Source organism: Pseudomonas sp. Mn2068, assembly GCF_049319725.1.
Classification (GTDB): Bacteria; Pseudomonadota; Gammaproteobacteria; order Pseudomonadales; family Pseudomonadaceae; genus Aquipseudomonas; species Aquipseudomonas gingeri.
This window is the reverse complement of sequence record NZ_JBMOUG010000002.1, coordinates 288929-303556: the sequence shown is the minus strand read 5'-3', so window position 1 is coordinate 303556 and position 14628 is coordinate 288929. Positions and strand designations below refer to the sequence as shown.

Annotated in this window: 13 protein-coding genes and 1 pseudogene; 4 read left to right on the top strand and 10 right to left on the bottom strand. The window is 62.7% G+C overall.

From position 1 onward, the window contains the following. Window positions 1–101 precede the first annotated feature (101 nt). From ACL9RJ_RS05980 to ACL9RJ_RS05965, 4 genes and pseudogenes are all read right to left on the bottom strand, one after another. Window positions 102–194: pseudogene (locus tag ACL9RJ_RS05980) on the bottom strand (helix-turn-helix domain-containing protein); the annotation flags it as partial. Between the two features lie 4 nt (window positions 195–198). Further along, entirely contained in the window at window positions 199–1344 is a 1146-nt protein-coding gene (locus ACL9RJ_RS05975; RefSeq protein ID WP_017128156.1) for an epoxide hydrolase family protein, read from the bottom strand. Window positions 1345–1564: 220 nt separating this feature from the next. Then, window positions 1565–2551: a taurine ABC transporter substrate-binding protein gene (gene tauA / locus ACL9RJ_RS05970; protein WP_017128155.1), complete on the bottom strand. Its 987-nt coding sequence runs from the start codon at window positions 2549–2551 to the stop codon at window positions 1565–1567. A gap of 216 nt (window positions 2552–2767) precedes the next feature. After that, window positions 2768–3772: a GlxA family transcriptional regulator gene (locus ACL9RJ_RS05965; protein ID WP_212809818.1), complete on the bottom strand. Its 1005-nt coding sequence runs from the start codon at window positions 3770–3772 to the stop codon at window positions 2768–2770. A 305-nt stretch (window positions 3773–4077) separates the two neighbouring features. Here ACL9RJ_RS05965 and ACL9RJ_RS05960 point away from each other — a divergent pair, with 305 nt between their 5' ends. Then, window positions 4078–5280: an NAD(P)/FAD-dependent oxidoreductase gene (locus ACL9RJ_RS05960; RefSeq protein ID WP_422765007.1), complete on the top strand. Its 1203-nt coding sequence runs from the start codon at window positions 4078–4080 to the stop codon at window positions 5278–5280. On the opposite strand, the gene ACL9RJ_RS05955 is transcribed toward ACL9RJ_RS05960, so the two are convergent. The 3 genes from ACL9RJ_RS05955 to ACL9RJ_RS05945 form a co-directional block, all read right to left on the bottom strand. Continuing rightward, entirely contained in the window at window positions 5214–6566 is a 1353-nt protein-coding gene (locus ACL9RJ_RS05955; RefSeq protein WP_422765006.1) for a cation:dicarboxylate symporter family transporter, read from the bottom strand. The genes ACL9RJ_RS05960 and ACL9RJ_RS05955 overlap by 67 nt on opposite strands. A gap of 91 nt (window positions 6567–6657) precedes the next feature. Continuing rightward, window positions 6658–7866 carry a pyridoxal phosphate-dependent aminotransferase gene (locus ACL9RJ_RS05950; RefSeq protein ID WP_177106266.1) on the bottom strand — a complete coding sequence of 403 codons (1209 nt, stop codon included), beginning with the start codon at window positions 7864–7866 and terminating at the stop codon, window positions 6658–6660. Between the two features lie 8 nt (window positions 7867–7874). Then, a complete protein-coding gene (locus ACL9RJ_RS05945) occupies window positions 7875–8537 on the bottom strand; it encodes an RraA family protein (protein ID WP_177087642.1) in 663 nt (220 codons plus the stop codon). Window positions 8538–8659: 122 nt separating this feature from the next. On the opposite strand from ACL9RJ_RS05945, the gene ACL9RJ_RS05940 reads away from it, so the two are divergent. The 3 genes from ACL9RJ_RS05940 (at window position 8660) to ACL9RJ_RS05930 (ending at window position 12197) form a co-directional block, all read left to right on the top strand. Beyond that, entirely contained in the window at window positions 8660–9562 is a 903-nt protein-coding gene (locus ACL9RJ_RS05940) for a LysR family transcriptional regulator (protein ID WP_017128149.1), read from the top strand. 135 nt (window positions 9563–9697) lie between these two features. Continuing rightward, complete coding sequence (locus ACL9RJ_RS05935; RefSeq protein WP_042936198.1) at window positions 9698–11083, top strand: MFS transporter; 1386 nt, start codon at window positions 9698–9700, stop codon at window positions 11081–11083. Between the two features lie 82 nt (window positions 11084–11165). Beyond that, window positions 11166–12197, top strand: coding sequence for a hydroxyacid dehydrogenase (locus ACL9RJ_RS05930; protein ID WP_422765004.1), 1032 nt, complete (start codon window positions 11166–11168; stop codon window positions 12195–12197). A gap of 51 nt (window positions 12198–12248) precedes the next feature. On the opposite strand, the gene ACL9RJ_RS05925 is transcribed toward ACL9RJ_RS05930, so the two are convergent. From ACL9RJ_RS05925 to ACL9RJ_RS05915, 3 genes are read right to left on the bottom strand one after another with little or no spacing between them, the layout of a single operon-like run. Next, window positions 12249–13166 carry a biotin-dependent carboxyltransferase family protein gene (locus ACL9RJ_RS05925; protein WP_177106268.1) on the bottom strand — a complete coding sequence of 306 codons (918 nt, stop codon included), beginning with the start codon at window positions 13164–13166 and terminating at the stop codon, window positions 12249–12251. After that, on the bottom strand, window positions 13163–13867 hold the full coding sequence (locus ACL9RJ_RS05920; RefSeq protein WP_103033016.1) for a 5-oxoprolinase subunit B family protein: 705 nt from the start codon (window positions 13865–13867) through the stop codon (window positions 13163–13165). The genes ACL9RJ_RS05925 and ACL9RJ_RS05920 overlap by 4 nt, the downstream gene beginning before the upstream one ends. Further along, window positions 13864–14616, bottom strand: coding sequence for a 5-oxoprolinase subunit PxpA (locus ACL9RJ_RS05915; protein ID WP_017128144.1), 753 nt, complete (start codon window positions 14614–14616; stop codon window positions 13864–13866). The genes ACL9RJ_RS05920 and ACL9RJ_RS05915 overlap by 4 nt, the downstream gene beginning before the upstream one ends. Window positions 14617–14628 lie beyond the last annotated feature (12 nt).

Here is a 14628-nt window from a genome sequence, read left to right as displayed (position 1 = left end):
CGCAGAGGCCAGAGCTTGCAGCTCAGGCTTTCCTGTCCCGGTTATGGGCCAGGAGCAACTCGATCTGCGCCCTGGCTGGTAACAGCTGCGCGGCAATGTCACAGGCCGTGGCCGCTACGCACGAACAGCGGATCGCCGAAGTACTGTCGCAGACGGACCAATGAACCACTGACGGCAGGCTGGGTGACGCTCAGGCAATCAGCGAAGACTTGAGAATGCCGCCCGTACTTCAGCGACAAACAGCGCCGGCTGTTCAAATGCTGCGAAATGGCCGCCCTTCGACACCCTGTTCCAATAGATCAGATTGCTGTAGGCCTGCTCCGCCCACTCCTTCGGCGGCGTGTAGATTTCACCGGGGAACACCGAGACAGCGACCGGCAACTCCAATGGCACGGCCCCGAAGTTCAGGCCAGGGTGCTCGGCATACATACGAGCGGACGAGGCACCGCTGTTGGTCAGCCAATACAGGGTGATGTTATCCAGTATCTGATCGTTGGAGAAAACACCCTCGGCCTTGCCATCGCTGTGACTCCAGGACACCAGCTTTTCGTAGATCCAGGCGGCCTGCCCCACGGGTGAGTCTGCCAGTGAAAACCCGATGGTTTGCGGACGTGTCGTCTGCAGGTCGTGATAGGCGATACCGTCTGCCGCAAACAACCCGCACTGATCCAGCGCGGCTTGCTCTTGTGCGCTCAACTCCGCGGGCAGATCCTGGGGGACGACAAAAGGCAGGTTAACGTGAATGGCCGCCAGCCCATCGAGCCGCAGACGTCCCATTTCAGTCGTTACCACGCTTCCCCAGTCACCGCCCTGGGCGACATAACGCGGGTAGCCAAGACGGTTCATCAACTCGTGCCAGGCATGAGCAATGCGCGTGCGATTCCATCCCTTGGCGGTAGGTTTGTCGCTGAACCCGTATCCCGGAATCGACGGCAGTACTACGTGGAAAGCATCTTTCGCTGCCCCACCGTGGGCTGTCGGATTGACCAGCGGATCGATACTGTCCAGAAACTCTACAATCGATCCTGGCCAGCCATGGGTCATGATCAAGGGCAACGCGTCGGCATGAGGCGACTGGATGTGCAGGAAGTGGATACCCAGGCCGTCGATCTCGGTCTTGAACTGCGGGTAACCGTTCAAGCGGGCTTCCAGGCGGCGCCAGTCGTATTGGCTGCGCCAGTACTCGACGAGTGCCTTTACCTTGGTCAACTGCGCGCCTTGGGAGCTGTCGGCCACGGTTTCCCGATCCGGCCAACGCGTACCGGCCAGGCGGCGCGCCAGATCATCAAGCTCGACCTGTGGGATCTCAACCCGAAAAGGATGCAATTGAGTATTGTCAGACATGGTGACGCCCTCTTGTTTCGCTCTACCGACAGCCACGGTGCTGTCGCGTCAGGAGGCACCACTATGCCAATCCCGCCGGCAAAGATAAGCCGGCCAAAAAGCTACGCTCTGTCGCTTCAATGGACACAAACCCGCTACGCGGCACCAGCCTCCGCCGCAAGGACCGGGCAAACAGAAACGCCACTCGATCGAGTGGCGTCAGGGGTCAATCACGGGATGCTTATTGCGCGATGTATTTGTCGCTGACATAGGGCGAGTAGTCAGGAAGAACGCTCTCGATCTTGCCCTGCTCCTTCAGGAACTCGGCGGTTTGCGCAACCGCCTTGACCGTGCCGCCGCCCAGCAGCTGCGCGGACGTCTGCTCGGCGGCGCCGGGGAAATGCGAGCCTTCCAGCAGTTCCGGAATATCCACCGGATTGGCGCCGGTAAAACGTGCGATGGTCTTGACCTGCTCGGAGTCGGCGGTCCACTCGGCCTTGTGCGCGTTGTAGTCGGCAATCGCCGCCAGGCTGACCTGGGTGAACTTCTTCAGTACTTCCGGGTGTTTTTCGGCGAAGTCCTTGCGCGCCACCCAGACCTCGAAGGTCGGCGAGCCCCACTGCGAGACTTCACCGGCATCGGTGAGAATCTTCCCGGTCTTGCGGATTTCGCCCAGTGCCGGCGACCAGGTAAAGGCGCCGTCGATATCACCGCGTTTCCAGGCCGCGGTGATTTCCGCCGGAGACAGATTGACCACTTTCACCTTGCCGGGGTCCAGGTTCCAGTGCTTGAGCGCCCCCAGCAGGCTGTAGTGGGAAGTCGAAACGAAGGGGGTGGCGATGGTCTTGCCGATCAGATCCTGGGGACTCTTGATCCCGCTGCCGTCGCGCACCACCAGGGCCTCGGAGCCCTTGATCTGCGAGGTGACGATAAACGCCACCAGCGGGAACTTGCGCGAGGCGGCCGCGGCCAACGGGCTCGAGCCCAGGTTGCCGATCTGCAGGTCGCCGGAGGCCATGGCCGCAATCACCGCCGGCCCGGCATCGAACCGACGCCAGTTGATCTTCTCGCCAATGACCTTGTCGAAGGTGCCATCGGCGATGGGCAGCTTGGTGGGGTCGATGCCGGTGATATAGCCGATGGTCAGATCGGCCGCATGGGCCCCCAGGGAAATACCGACAACCCCCAGCAGGGCAATCAATTTACGGCTCAGCGATAGGACATTCATGGCGTGGTGGACCTGCGAACTGAAGGGTGGTGTTCCACTCTTCGGGCGTGGGCGCGCGGAGGAACGCAGGGACTGAACGTCCGACCAGGACCGCCGAGTGGCGTAGTCGGACTAGATTAAACGTTCTAAAAGATATCTTTTAAATACCGTTTTGGACTTAGCTTAGAGAAGGCGCAACGGGGCCAGACCTGCCTGATTGGCGCTGAAGCAGCCCGATCACCGGGAAAACCTGCTGCGATAATCCCGGGGGGAAACCGCGAGATTGCGTTGAAAAGTCATGCGCATGCGCTCTTCGTCGCCGAAACCGCAGGCAGAGGCAATCTGGTCGATGTTGCGATCGGAGTCCTCGAGCAACCGTCGCGCCGCTTCCAGGCGAAAAATCTCCACGGCCTTCGCCGGACTGCGCCCGGTCTTCTGCTTGTAGACCCGGCTGAAGTTGCGGGCACTCATGCCCGCCTGGCCGGCCAGCACTTCGACGCTCAAGTCATCGCGCCCGAGGTTCCGGCCCAGCCATTCATGAAAGCCGGCAAAGGCGCCCCCGTCCTGCATCTGGGCCTGCAACATTTCGCTGAACTGTGACTGCCCGCCGGAACGCTTCATGAACACCACCAGTTCACGCGCCACCTGCATCGCCACGTCGCGCCCGCAATCGGCCTCGACCAGGGCCAACGCCAGGTCGATCCCCGCGGTCACCCCGGCCGAGGTCCACACCCCGCCCTGCTGTATGAAAATCGCATCCTGATCGACTTCGATCGTCGAGAAGCGTGACTTGAGCATGTCGCACATCGCCCAGTGGGTCACCGCGCGCTTGGTCTCGAGCAGGCCCGCCTGGGCCAGGAGAAACGCACCGCTGCAGACCGACGCCGTCCGGCGCACGGTGGGCGCCGCCGCCGCAATCCACTCGATCAGCTCGCCCGAGTTTTCCAGGGCCCGCAGGATTTCCGGAGCCCCCGGCACGATAACCGTATCCACGGCCTGGCCGGCAAACCCGGACAAGGCCTGGGTCTCGACGACCAGGCCCTCCGCGGTGCGTATCGGCCCACCGGTCATACTCGCCGTCGGCCGTTCATAACCGGGCAGCCCCCGCTCCGCCATGGCCTTGGTTGCGGCCCAGAACACGGTTTGTGCACCCGTCAGGTCGAGCAGCCCCATTTCCGGATAGGCCAGGAACAGGATGGTACGAGGGCGATTGGACACCTCGGCGGCGGCATGAGCGGTCATTCGTTAAAACTCTTCGACGGATGAAATACGTTGCCCATCGGCAGCGCTTGCCTGGAGGGGTATACATTCTTGCCGTCGGCGCCCGCAAGCCCCCACCGGTCACGACCCGCCCGGCGTTGGCGCAATATCAGGGTTTTATGTCATTTACCCATGGACACTTGCGCCTCTAGTATCAATAACAACCTGAACTACCCACTTAATCAAAAACTCTTTATCAGACTTGAATAACGCGCAACGCGACAAGTTCAAAACACTGTCGTGCCTTATATAAAAGTCCCCTGTCATTCAAACCAGGAACAAAAAAGATGAAACAACATATCTTGATCGTCGGTGCGGGATTTGCCGGTGTCTGGAGCGCATTGAGCGCTGCGCGCCAACTGGATCTGAATGGCCGTAGCGATGATGTGCGCATCAGCGTCCTCGCCCCGCAACCCGAGCTGCGTATCCGCCCGCGTTTTTATGAGCCCGATGTACACGAGATGAAAGCTTCGCTGGTGGCGTTGTTCGACGCGACCGGCATCCACTTTATCGAAGGCCAGGCGGACCGGATCGACACCGCCACCCGGCGTGTCGAATACCTTGGCCCCGACGGCGCCCGGGCCGGGCTGAACTACGATCGCCTGGTGCTGGCCACGGGCAGCCAGGTGGTGCGGCCGAAGCTCGAGGGCGTGGAACATGCCTTCGACGTCGACTCCATCGAAGCCGCCTGCGCCCTGGAGAAACACCTCAAGGCCCTCGGCAATCAACCCGAGTCGCCGGCGCGCAACACCGTCATCGTCTGTGGCGGTGGCTTCACCGGGATCGAGACGGCCACCGAAATGCCAGCCCGCCTGCGTGCGGTGCTGGGCGAACACGCCAAGGTCCAGGTCATCGTTGTCGATCGCGGCAATGCCATCGGTGCGGCATTCGGCCAAGGCATCAGCCCGTCGATTGCCCAGGCATCTGCCGACCTGGGTATCGAGTGGTGCCTGGATGCCTCGGTGGCGTCGGTGGACTCGAACGGGGTCACCCTGGCGGATGGTCGCCGCATCGAAGCGAAGACCGTGATCTGGACCGTGGGGTTCCGGGCCAACCCGTTGACCGCGCAGATTCCCGGCGAACGCGACCCGTTGGGTCGCCTGTACGTCGACCCGCACCTCAAGGTGCTCGGCCAGGACGCCGTATATGCGGCCGGTGATGTCGCTTATGCGGCGACCGACGAACTGGGCAACGTGGCCGCGATGTCCTGCCAGCATGCGATTTCGCTGGGACGGCATGCGGGCAACAACGTCGCCGCCGAGCTGATCGGCGTACCGGCCAAGCCGTACAGCCAGCCCAAGTATGTGACCTGCCTGGACCTGGGCACCTGGGGCGCGGTGTACACCGAGGGTTGGGACCGTCAGTTGAAACTGGTCAAGGATGAAGCCAAGCAGCTCAAGACCAGTATCAACACGGTATGGATCTATCCACCAGCCGCCGAGCGTGCGACGGCGCTGGCATCGGCCGATCCACTGATTCCGGTGGCCTGAATATCGGCGGGCCGAGCCTCTGAAGCGCGGGACTCTGCGTCTCGCGCCTCGACTGTCAGGCCCCGCCGTTCCCAGCGTGCGATCACCAGGGGAGCCAGGGCATTGCCGAGCACGTTCAGGGTCGTGGTGCCCATGTCCATGACCCTGTAGACCCCGGCAATGAAGGCAATGCCTTCCAGCGGCAGCCCGGCGCTGGCCAGGGTCGCCGAGAGGATCACGAACATGAAGCCGGGCACGCCTGCCGCGCCCTTGGAGGTGAGGACCATGGTGATGACCAGGACCGCCTGCTGGGAAAGGCTCAGTTCTATCCCGTAGAGCTGGGCGACGAACAGGGTGCCGATGCCGAGGAACAGCGAGGCCCCATCCAGGTTGAACGAGTAGCCGACCGGCACCACAAAGGACACCACTTCCCGGGGTACGCCGAACTTCTCCAGCTTGACCATCAGCTGTGGCATCACCGCCGCCGAGCTGGCACTGGAAAACGCCAGGACCAGTTCATCCTTGATATGCCGGATCAGGCCGAAAATCGAGACACCGGCCATCCGCGCGATACTGCCCAGCACCAGCACGGCGAACAGGACCAGCGCCACGTAGGTGACCAGGATCAGCTTCGCCAACGGCAGGAGGGAGGAGAAGCCGAAGCTGGCGACGGTCACGGCGATCATGCCGAATACACCGATGGGCGAGTAGGCCATGACCATCGAGGTGATCCGGAACATCGCATCGCTCAGCCCCCTGAATACCGCCAGCACCGGCTCCCTACGCTCATCGGGCAGGCCGGACAGCGCCAGTCCGAACATCACCGCGAAGAACAGCACCGGCAGCAGGTTGCCCTTGGCCATGGCGTCGACAATGTTGTCCGGCACGATGCCCAACAGCAGGCCCATGACCCCCTGGTGTCCGGTGCCGGCCGGCAGGCTGACGCTGGCGGCCTTGAGGCTGTGCAGGTCGGTGCCGGCACCCGGTTGCAGGAGATTGCCGATCACCAGGCCGACAATGATCGCGGTGGTGGTCACGACGAAGAAATACAGCAGGGTTTTCACGCCCATGCGACCGAGCGCCTTGCGGTCGCTGTGGCCGGCGACGCCAACCACCATGCAGCAGAACACGATGGGAATGACGATCATCTTCATCAGCTTGATGAACAGGTCGCCGGCCGGCTGCAGCAGGTTTTCGGTAAGCCAGGGGCGTGCGTCGGGGGCATGGTTGAGCAACGCGCCGACAGCAATGCCGAGGATCAGGCCGATCAGGATCTGAACGACCAGGGGAATACGAGGTTTATGCATGTCCGTCTCACAGGTAATGTCAGTGGCAGGATCTTGTTTTCAAAGGGGAGGCAGAGCCCTCCCCTGATGACTGTCGGCTCTGGGTGGCCGATCAGCGTAACGCCTGGCAGGCGTTGAGAAGGCGCGCGCAACCTTCCCGGATCAAGCTATCGCCGCTTGCGAAAGAGAGACGCACGTAGGGGCTGAGACCATAGGCATCGCCGACCACCGTTGCCACGCCGGCCTCTTCCAGCCAGTAGCGAACCACGTCGGCATCGGTACGCAGTGTCCATCCTTGCGGGACCTGGCGACCGAGCAGCCCTGCCACGTTGGCAAACACGTAGAACGCGCCATCCGGGATGACACAACTGAGGCCGGGGATGGCGGACAGCAGATCCAGCATGAGATTGCGACGGGCCTTGTAGAGGCTCGCCATGGCGCGGACCGGTGCCTGATCGCCGGCAAATGCCGCCACGGCAGCCGCCTGGCTGATCGAGCTGGGACAGGTGGTGCTTTGCGAAAGCAGTTTGCCGATGGCTGCGATCAGCCAGGTCGGGCCGGCGCCGAAGCCCAGGCGCCAACCGGTCATGGCATAACCTTTCGAAGCGCCGTTGACGATCAGCGTGCGCTCTTTCAGGTCGGGCGCCGCGTTGCCGAAAGAGACATGCCCACCCTCGGTGTAGACGAAGTGTTCGTAGATCTCATCGGCCATGACCAGTACGTGGGGGTGCTTGCGCAACACCTGGGCCAGCGCCTGCAACTCTTGCAGGGAATACACCGCGCCACTGGGGTTGTTCGGGGAGTTGAGGATCAGCCACTTCGTCCGCGCGGTGATGGCGGTTTCCAGCTCCTCCGGCGTCAGCTTGAAGCCGTTGCCTTCATGCCCGACGACGACAACCGGGGTTCCCCCGTTGAGCTTGGTGATATCCGGGTACGACACCCAATAGGGCGTATGAACAATGACTTCGTCTTCGGGATTGAGCGTCGCCGCCAGCGCTTCGAAAATGATCTGCTTGCCACCGGCGGCCGCGACGACCTGATCGACCGTGTATTCGAGGCCGTTGTCACGCTGCAGCTTGGTCACGATGGCCTTGCGCAGCGCGGGCGTGCCGAGGGTATTGGTGTAGTGGGTTTCCCCCGCCAGCATCGCTGCCCGGGCCGCCTCGACGATGTGCGCCGAGGTGGCGAGGTCAGGCTCGCCCACGGTGAAATTGACGATGTCCCGGCCTTGCGCCCGCAATGTCGCCACCAGGGCGTTGGCCGCGATACTGGGCGAGGGCGCGATGCTCAGGACCCGCCGGGAAAGCAGTGCTGTGCTCATGGTTGTTCTCACATCAGGCCGGCTTTGACAAGGGCGTTGGTGATCCACGATTGCTCGACCGCGTGGGTGGCGATCTCGGCCTTCACCCGCTCTTCGTGGGCTTCGTGTTCGCGGGCCTTGGCCAGGACTTCCTCGGCCGCGTCCCGGGAAAAGGCAACCAGTCCGTCCTCGTCGCCGACCACGATATCTCCCGGATTGATCACCATCCCGCCGATGGACACCGGCACGTTGATCTCGCCCGGCCCGGTCTTGTACGGCCCGCAGTGCACCACGGCCCTGGCATAGCAGGGGGTGTTCTCGAAGCTCGCCACGTCACGGATGGCACCGTCGACGACAAAGCCGACACAGCCGCGTTGCAGGGCATACAACTTGATCAGCTCACCGATGACCGCATTGTTGGTATCGCCCTGGCCATCAATCACCAGGACATGGCCCGGCTTCAACATCATCAGGGCCTTGTAGATATACAGGTTGTCGCCCGGACGGGTCTTGACCGTCAGCGCCGTACCCACCAACTTGCCCGTGCGGTTATAACGCGTCAGGCCGCGGGCACCGATATGCCGGCCCAGGTTATCGCTGATATGAGGTGTCACCACGGATGCAAAGGCTTCGATCAGGGAATTGGAAGCGGTCGCAACCGAGGGGTTGATACGGGTGCCTGGAAGTAACATAAGATGCCCTACTTATTGGGTTTGTTATCACGACAAACCGATAGTAGTGAGTCTCAAATCATACTTTTAGCGATATTTATATATGATTTATCATCTCTTTTAGTAATCACAAGGTTATGTCGATGGTCACGTTCAAGCAGCTGGAAGCCCTCTATTGGATATCCCAGCTCGGCAGTTTCGAAGCTGCCGCAGACAAACTGCACATGTCCCAGTCGGCGATTTCCAAGCGTATCGCCGAGCTGGAAGAAACCTTCAATGTCGCCATGTTCGACCGCACGCGGCGTACTTCGCGCCTGACCCCAAAGGGCGCTCTTTTACTGGCCCACGCCAGCGACCTGCTGATGCGGCGCGACCAGATGCTCGGCGAGGTCAGCGACAAATCGGCGCTGGTGGGCCGCTTTCGCCTGGGAGTCACCGAACTGACGGCAATGACCTGGCTGCCCGCGCTGGTGGAACGCGTCAATGCCGTCTACCCGAGGTTGCAGCTGGAGCCCTCGGTGGATGTCGGCTCGGGTTTGTTTCGCCAGCTCGAACAGGACCAGCTGGACCTGATCGTCGCACCGGCGGTCTACGCCGACCCGCGCTTTGTCAGTCTCGAATTGCAGAGCGTCAGGAATGTGTGGATGTGCTCGCCGCGACTGCTCGATAGCAACCGCGTCTGGTCCCTGGCGGAACTGGCGGACCAGAAGCTGCTGACCCAGGGCACGTCTTCCGGGGCGGGCCTGCACTACCAACGATGGTTTGCCACGCAGGGCGTGGATTTCGCGCGCACCATCAACGTCAACAACCTGCTCGCCCAGGTCGGCCTGACGACTTCCGGTCTTGGTATCGCCTATCTGCCCAGGGATTGCCTGGCCCACCTGCTCGACCGTGGCGACCTGTGCGAGCTGCAGTGCGAGCCCGCTCTCCCGGACGCCCCCTACATCACCTTGCACCGGGCGGATCGCTGGGTGGGGGTGAGTGCCGAGATCGCCGAGATGGCGCAGCAACTGTGTGATTTTTCCAAACTGCTGATTGCCCGCTGATCACACCGCGGATGAAACTTTCCATGCCGTTATCGGAAAAAAAGTGATGGTATTCGAGTCCTAAATATCGCTAAAGATATTCCCCGGCTGACCCTAGTATTTATTTTCCAAATAAGAAAAATACCAGGTCATTCGATGAATTCGCCAGCATCTCGTATTACTCCTCCCAAGAGAGGCGGCTTCCGCTGGATAGTCGCCATATTGTTTTTCCTCGCTTATATGATCGCCGGTGCGGACCGGGCCAATATCGGGGTCGTAGTGCCCTTCATCAAGCAGGAATATAGTCTCAGCAATACCGATATCGGTGCGCTGGCCAGCCTGTTCTATCTCACTTATGCCGTGGTGCAGATTCCCGCCGGTTACTTGTTCAGTCGCTTCGGCATTCGCAATCTCCTGACCGCCTCCCTGGTCCTCACTTCGTTATCGACGTTATTGATCGGCATGACCAGCAGCGTGCTGCAATTGAAGTTCGCCCGGGCCTTGCTGGGCGCGGCCGAGGGCCCGATCAATATCGGCATCGTCTCGATCATCAATCGCTGGTTCCCGTCACGGGAAAAAGGGTTGGCGACCGGCATCTTCATGTCGTCGATCAAGTTTGCCCCCGCCTTTGTCCCGCCGCTGTGCGCGTTGATCGTCAGCCTGTATGGCTGGCGGGAAGTGTTCTACCTCTTTGCCTTCCCGGGCCTGCTGATCGCGGCGCTCTGGTGGTTCTATGTCAAGGATGATCCGTCCCAGAGCAAACACTGCTCGGAAGCCGAAAAGCGCTACATCCAGGAAACCGATACGCCTCAAGCCAGGCCCGCGACCACCCTGGCGCCCCGCCACAGCTGGCTGGACCGTTTTATCCGCAGCCGTGAAATGGACCTGCTGCCGGACAACGCCAGTATCCTCAGGTCATGGAACGTCTGGGCCTGCGCGCTGGGTTACTTCCTCATGGTGGGCATCACCTACACCATCATGACCTGGGTGCCGACGTATCTGGTCTCGGTCAAGCATTACTCCGTCCTGAAGATGGGGGCCGTGGCGGCCTTCCCCTGGGTCGGTGCGATCATCGGCAATCTGCTGGGCGGCTGGCTTTCGGACAAGGTCTTCGACCGCCGTCGCAAGCCGGCCATGCTGATCACCGCCCTGGCGACCCTCGTGATGATGGTCGTGCTGCTGAACTCGCCGGACGATCCGGCGCTGCTGGCCGGCATCTTCCTGCTGACCGGCATTCTGCTCAACATCGGCTATTCGACATTCCTGGTCTACCCCATGGGCCTGGCGGTCAAGGACAAGGTCCCGTTCGCCGCGTCCATCGTCAATACCGGCGGTTCGCTGGGCGGTGCCTTCGCCCCGTTTGTCGTCGGCGTGCTGCTCGATGCCTACAGCTGGAACCTGGTCTTCGCCTTCCTCGGTGCCTGTTCCCTGCTGACCTTCATCATCCTGCTGACCATGGTCGAGCCGCGGCCGAAAAGCGCGATCGCCGCGGCGGCGGACCAAGTGATAACGGACCGTCAACCGGCCCTGTCACGCCCTTGAGCAAGCCCTTGAGCAAGCCCTGTGCATCAGGGCTTTGCATCAGGTCTTTTGAATCATGGCCCTCCCCGATAAAGGACCGAGTATGTCCAGCTCACCGAGCAAAATTGTCAGCCGCCTGGACCTGTGGATCAATCCGATCTTCGACGAACTGATCCGGGCAACCCCGGCATTGCGCCTGCAATGCCTGGCGCGCGCGGACGAAGATGGCGTCTGGGCAGGCCTGGCCCGCTCGGCGGCCTACCACGTCAGCGCGGCCAAGGATGAACTGCCACGCCAGTGGTTCGCCGACGCCGCCCTGATAGAGCACTGCCCAGACCTGCTCTGCGTCTCCAGCGGCGGCGCGGGCTACGACACCGTCGATGTCGACGCCTGCACCCGCGCCGGCATCGCCGTGGTCAACCAGGCCGGGGCCAACGCGAACTCAGTGGCCGAACATACCTTCGGCCTGATCCTGGCCCTGGCCAAGCGGATCATCCCCGCCAACCGACGACTGCGGACAGACAGTGGTTTCGCCCGCGAAGAACTGATGGGCGAGGAAATCCATGGGGCGACCCTGGGCATCATCGGCCTTGGCGTGATTGGCGAGCGCACCGCCAGGGTGGCCCGAGGCTTCGGCATGCAGGTGCTGGCCTATGATCCGCACCTGGACGAGGACACTCTTCGCCAACGCGGGGCGCAACCGGCGACGCTCGAGCAACTGCTGGCCGCGTCGGATTACGTCTCGCTGCACTGCCCGCTCAACGCATCAACCCGTCATCTCATGGGCGAAAGACAGTTCGCCGCGATGAAGCCGGGAGCGGTGTTCATCAGCACCGCCCGCGGCGGAATCCACGATGAGGCGGCACTGTATGAAGCGCTGAAAGACCGCCATCTGTCCGGTGCCGGACTGGATGTCTGGGCCGTGGAACCGCCACCCCACGGCGCGCCATTGCTGGCGCTGGAAAACGTGATCGCCACCTACCACACCGCCGGCGTCAGCGTGGGTGGCCGGCGCAACGTCGCCCGTTCTTCCGCCCAACAGATCCAGGCCCTGCTCCGTGGCGAGCGCCCGCCTCACCTGCTCAACCCCCAGGTCTGGGAACACTTCCTGGAACGGCTGCGGAAAACGGCATGAAGGTGCGCCGCAACCACGCCCGAAAAACGCACGTGGTTGCCGGCGCTTGCGTCAATGCCATTGCGCGAGGAGGCGCAGGTGCTGCTCCTGCGCAACCTCCTGGACCACCGGCGACAGACGCAGGTTGTCACCCGGCAGGCACTGCGCCAGGCGGGCCAGCGAGCGCGGAGTCAGGGCCCCCAGGCGCGGGTAGCCGCCGATGGTCTGGCGATCGTTGAGCAGGATGATCGGCTGGCCATCTGGCGGCACCTGGATAGCCCCCAGCGGAATGCCCTCGGAGATCAGCGCCTTGCCCTGGTAATGCAAGCTCGGACCGAGCAGGCGCACGCCCATGCGGTCAGCCCTCGAATCGACCTGCCAGACGCTGTTGAAGGCATCGAACAGACTCTGCCCGGCGAAGTCAGCGATCTGCGCGCCCAGCACGGTTTCCAGCGGCCTGGACGAGCCCAGGTCGGGGATTCGATGCGCCTCCAGTTGCCGAGGCTGCGGCGAAGTGCCGGACCAGGCCAGCCGATCCCCCGCCGCCAGCGCCAACCCCGAGCCGTCGAGACCACCCAGGCCTTCCCGGCAGACGGTGGCCTTGCTGCCCATGACAGGCGCTGCATCGAAACCACCCGGTGCCGCCAGGTAGGCGCGTGCACCCCGGATCGGCTGGCTGAAGATCAACCGCTGGCCACGGCGCACGAGGAAACTTCGCCAGGGTTGCAACGGCTGGCCGTCGAGACTGGCATCGAGGTCGGCCCCCGCCAGGGCCAGGCATACATCCTCCCCGGCGATCAGTTCCAGGCCGCCGAGGGTGATCTCGATCACCGCCGCCTCCAGCGGATTGCCCAGCAACCAGTTGGCCCAGGACATCGAGATCCAATCGGTGGCGCCGCCCTGGGTCACGCCAAGCTGGCGAATGCCGAAGCGGCCAGCGTCCTGCAACAGCACCAGGGGGGTACTGCGTTCTACCCGCAAGCCACTCATGGCAATGCCTCCAGCGGTGTGTCGTCGCCACCCAGGCGGATGAACTCGTCATGGCAGACAGCTTCGAAGCGTACCCGGTCGCCGGGTTGCAGCAGGCTGTAGCCCTCCAGCGAGTGGTCGAACAGTTTTACCGGTGTACGTCCGATCAGGTTCCAGCCACCAGGAGAGGCCTGCGGGTAGGCCGCGGTCTGGCGCTCGGCGATACCGACGCTGCCGGCCGCCACGCGCTTGCGCGGTGTGTTCAGTCGCGGGCTGGCGAGGCTTTCCTCGACCAGGCCCATAAAGGCAAAACCAGGGACAAAACCCAAGGCAAACACCTGGTACTCATGGCGGCTGTGACGCTCGATCACCTCGGCGACGGACAATCCGCTGCGCTGCGCCAACCGCTTGAGCTCAGGCCCCACCCTGGGGTCGTACCAGGTCGGCAGGCGGTGGCTGCGACCACTGCCGCCGGTATCCGGTTGCAAACCGTCGAGCGCTTCGGCGATCAACTGCCGGGCCTGCGCCGCCAGCAGCCGGCGCAGGTCGTAGTGCACCAGCAGCGTGGTGTAGGACGGTACCAGGTCAATCAGACCGAGGCCGAAGCGCTCGCGCAGACGCCGCGAGGCCGCCAGCATCCACGGCATGTTCGCCTCGTCGATGGCGTCGAACAGGCGGACCATCAGGCAGTCGATGGCAACGATTTCGATGCGAATCCTCATACCGGCCGCAACTCCCCGAGAGCCACGCGAATACGCTGCACGGCGGCGATCGAACTGTCGTTGTCGCCATGCACGCAGATCGTATCGACCCGCAGGCTCAGGGCACTGCCGTCGCTGGCGATCAGGTCTTCGCCACGGGCCAGGGTCACGGCCTGGTTGATCACCGTGTCGGGGTCATGATGAACCGCACCGCGCACGCTCCGGGAAACCAGGTGCCCGCTCGGATCGTAGGCGCGATCGGCAAAGGCCTCGAACCACAGCGGGACACCGTATTCCGCGCTCAGGGCCAGGGCGGTGCCGTTGTCACGCTGGGCCATCAGCATCAACCGCAATTCGCCCTCATAGGCGGCCACGGCCTTGAACACCGCACGCAGTTGCCGGGCATCGCGCATCATGTCGTTGTACAGCGCGCCGTGCGGCTTGACGTACTGCACCCGGCCCCCCTGGGCGCGACAAATGCCGTCCAGTGCGCCGATCTGGTAGAGCATCAGGTCTTCGACTTCCTGCGGCGAGCAGTTCATGGAGCGGCGGCCGAAACCCACCAGGTCCGGGTAGGCCGGATGGGCACCGATACGCACTTCGTGGGCCAGCGCCAAGGTCACGGTCTTGCGCATGGTGCTGGGGTCGGAGGCGTGGAAACCACAGGCAATGTTGGCGCAATCGATAAAGGGCATGATGTCGGCGTCGCAGCCCGTGGTCCAGGCACCGAAGCTTTCACCGATATCGCAATTCAGTAAGGGTATCGTCATTGTTATGGATTC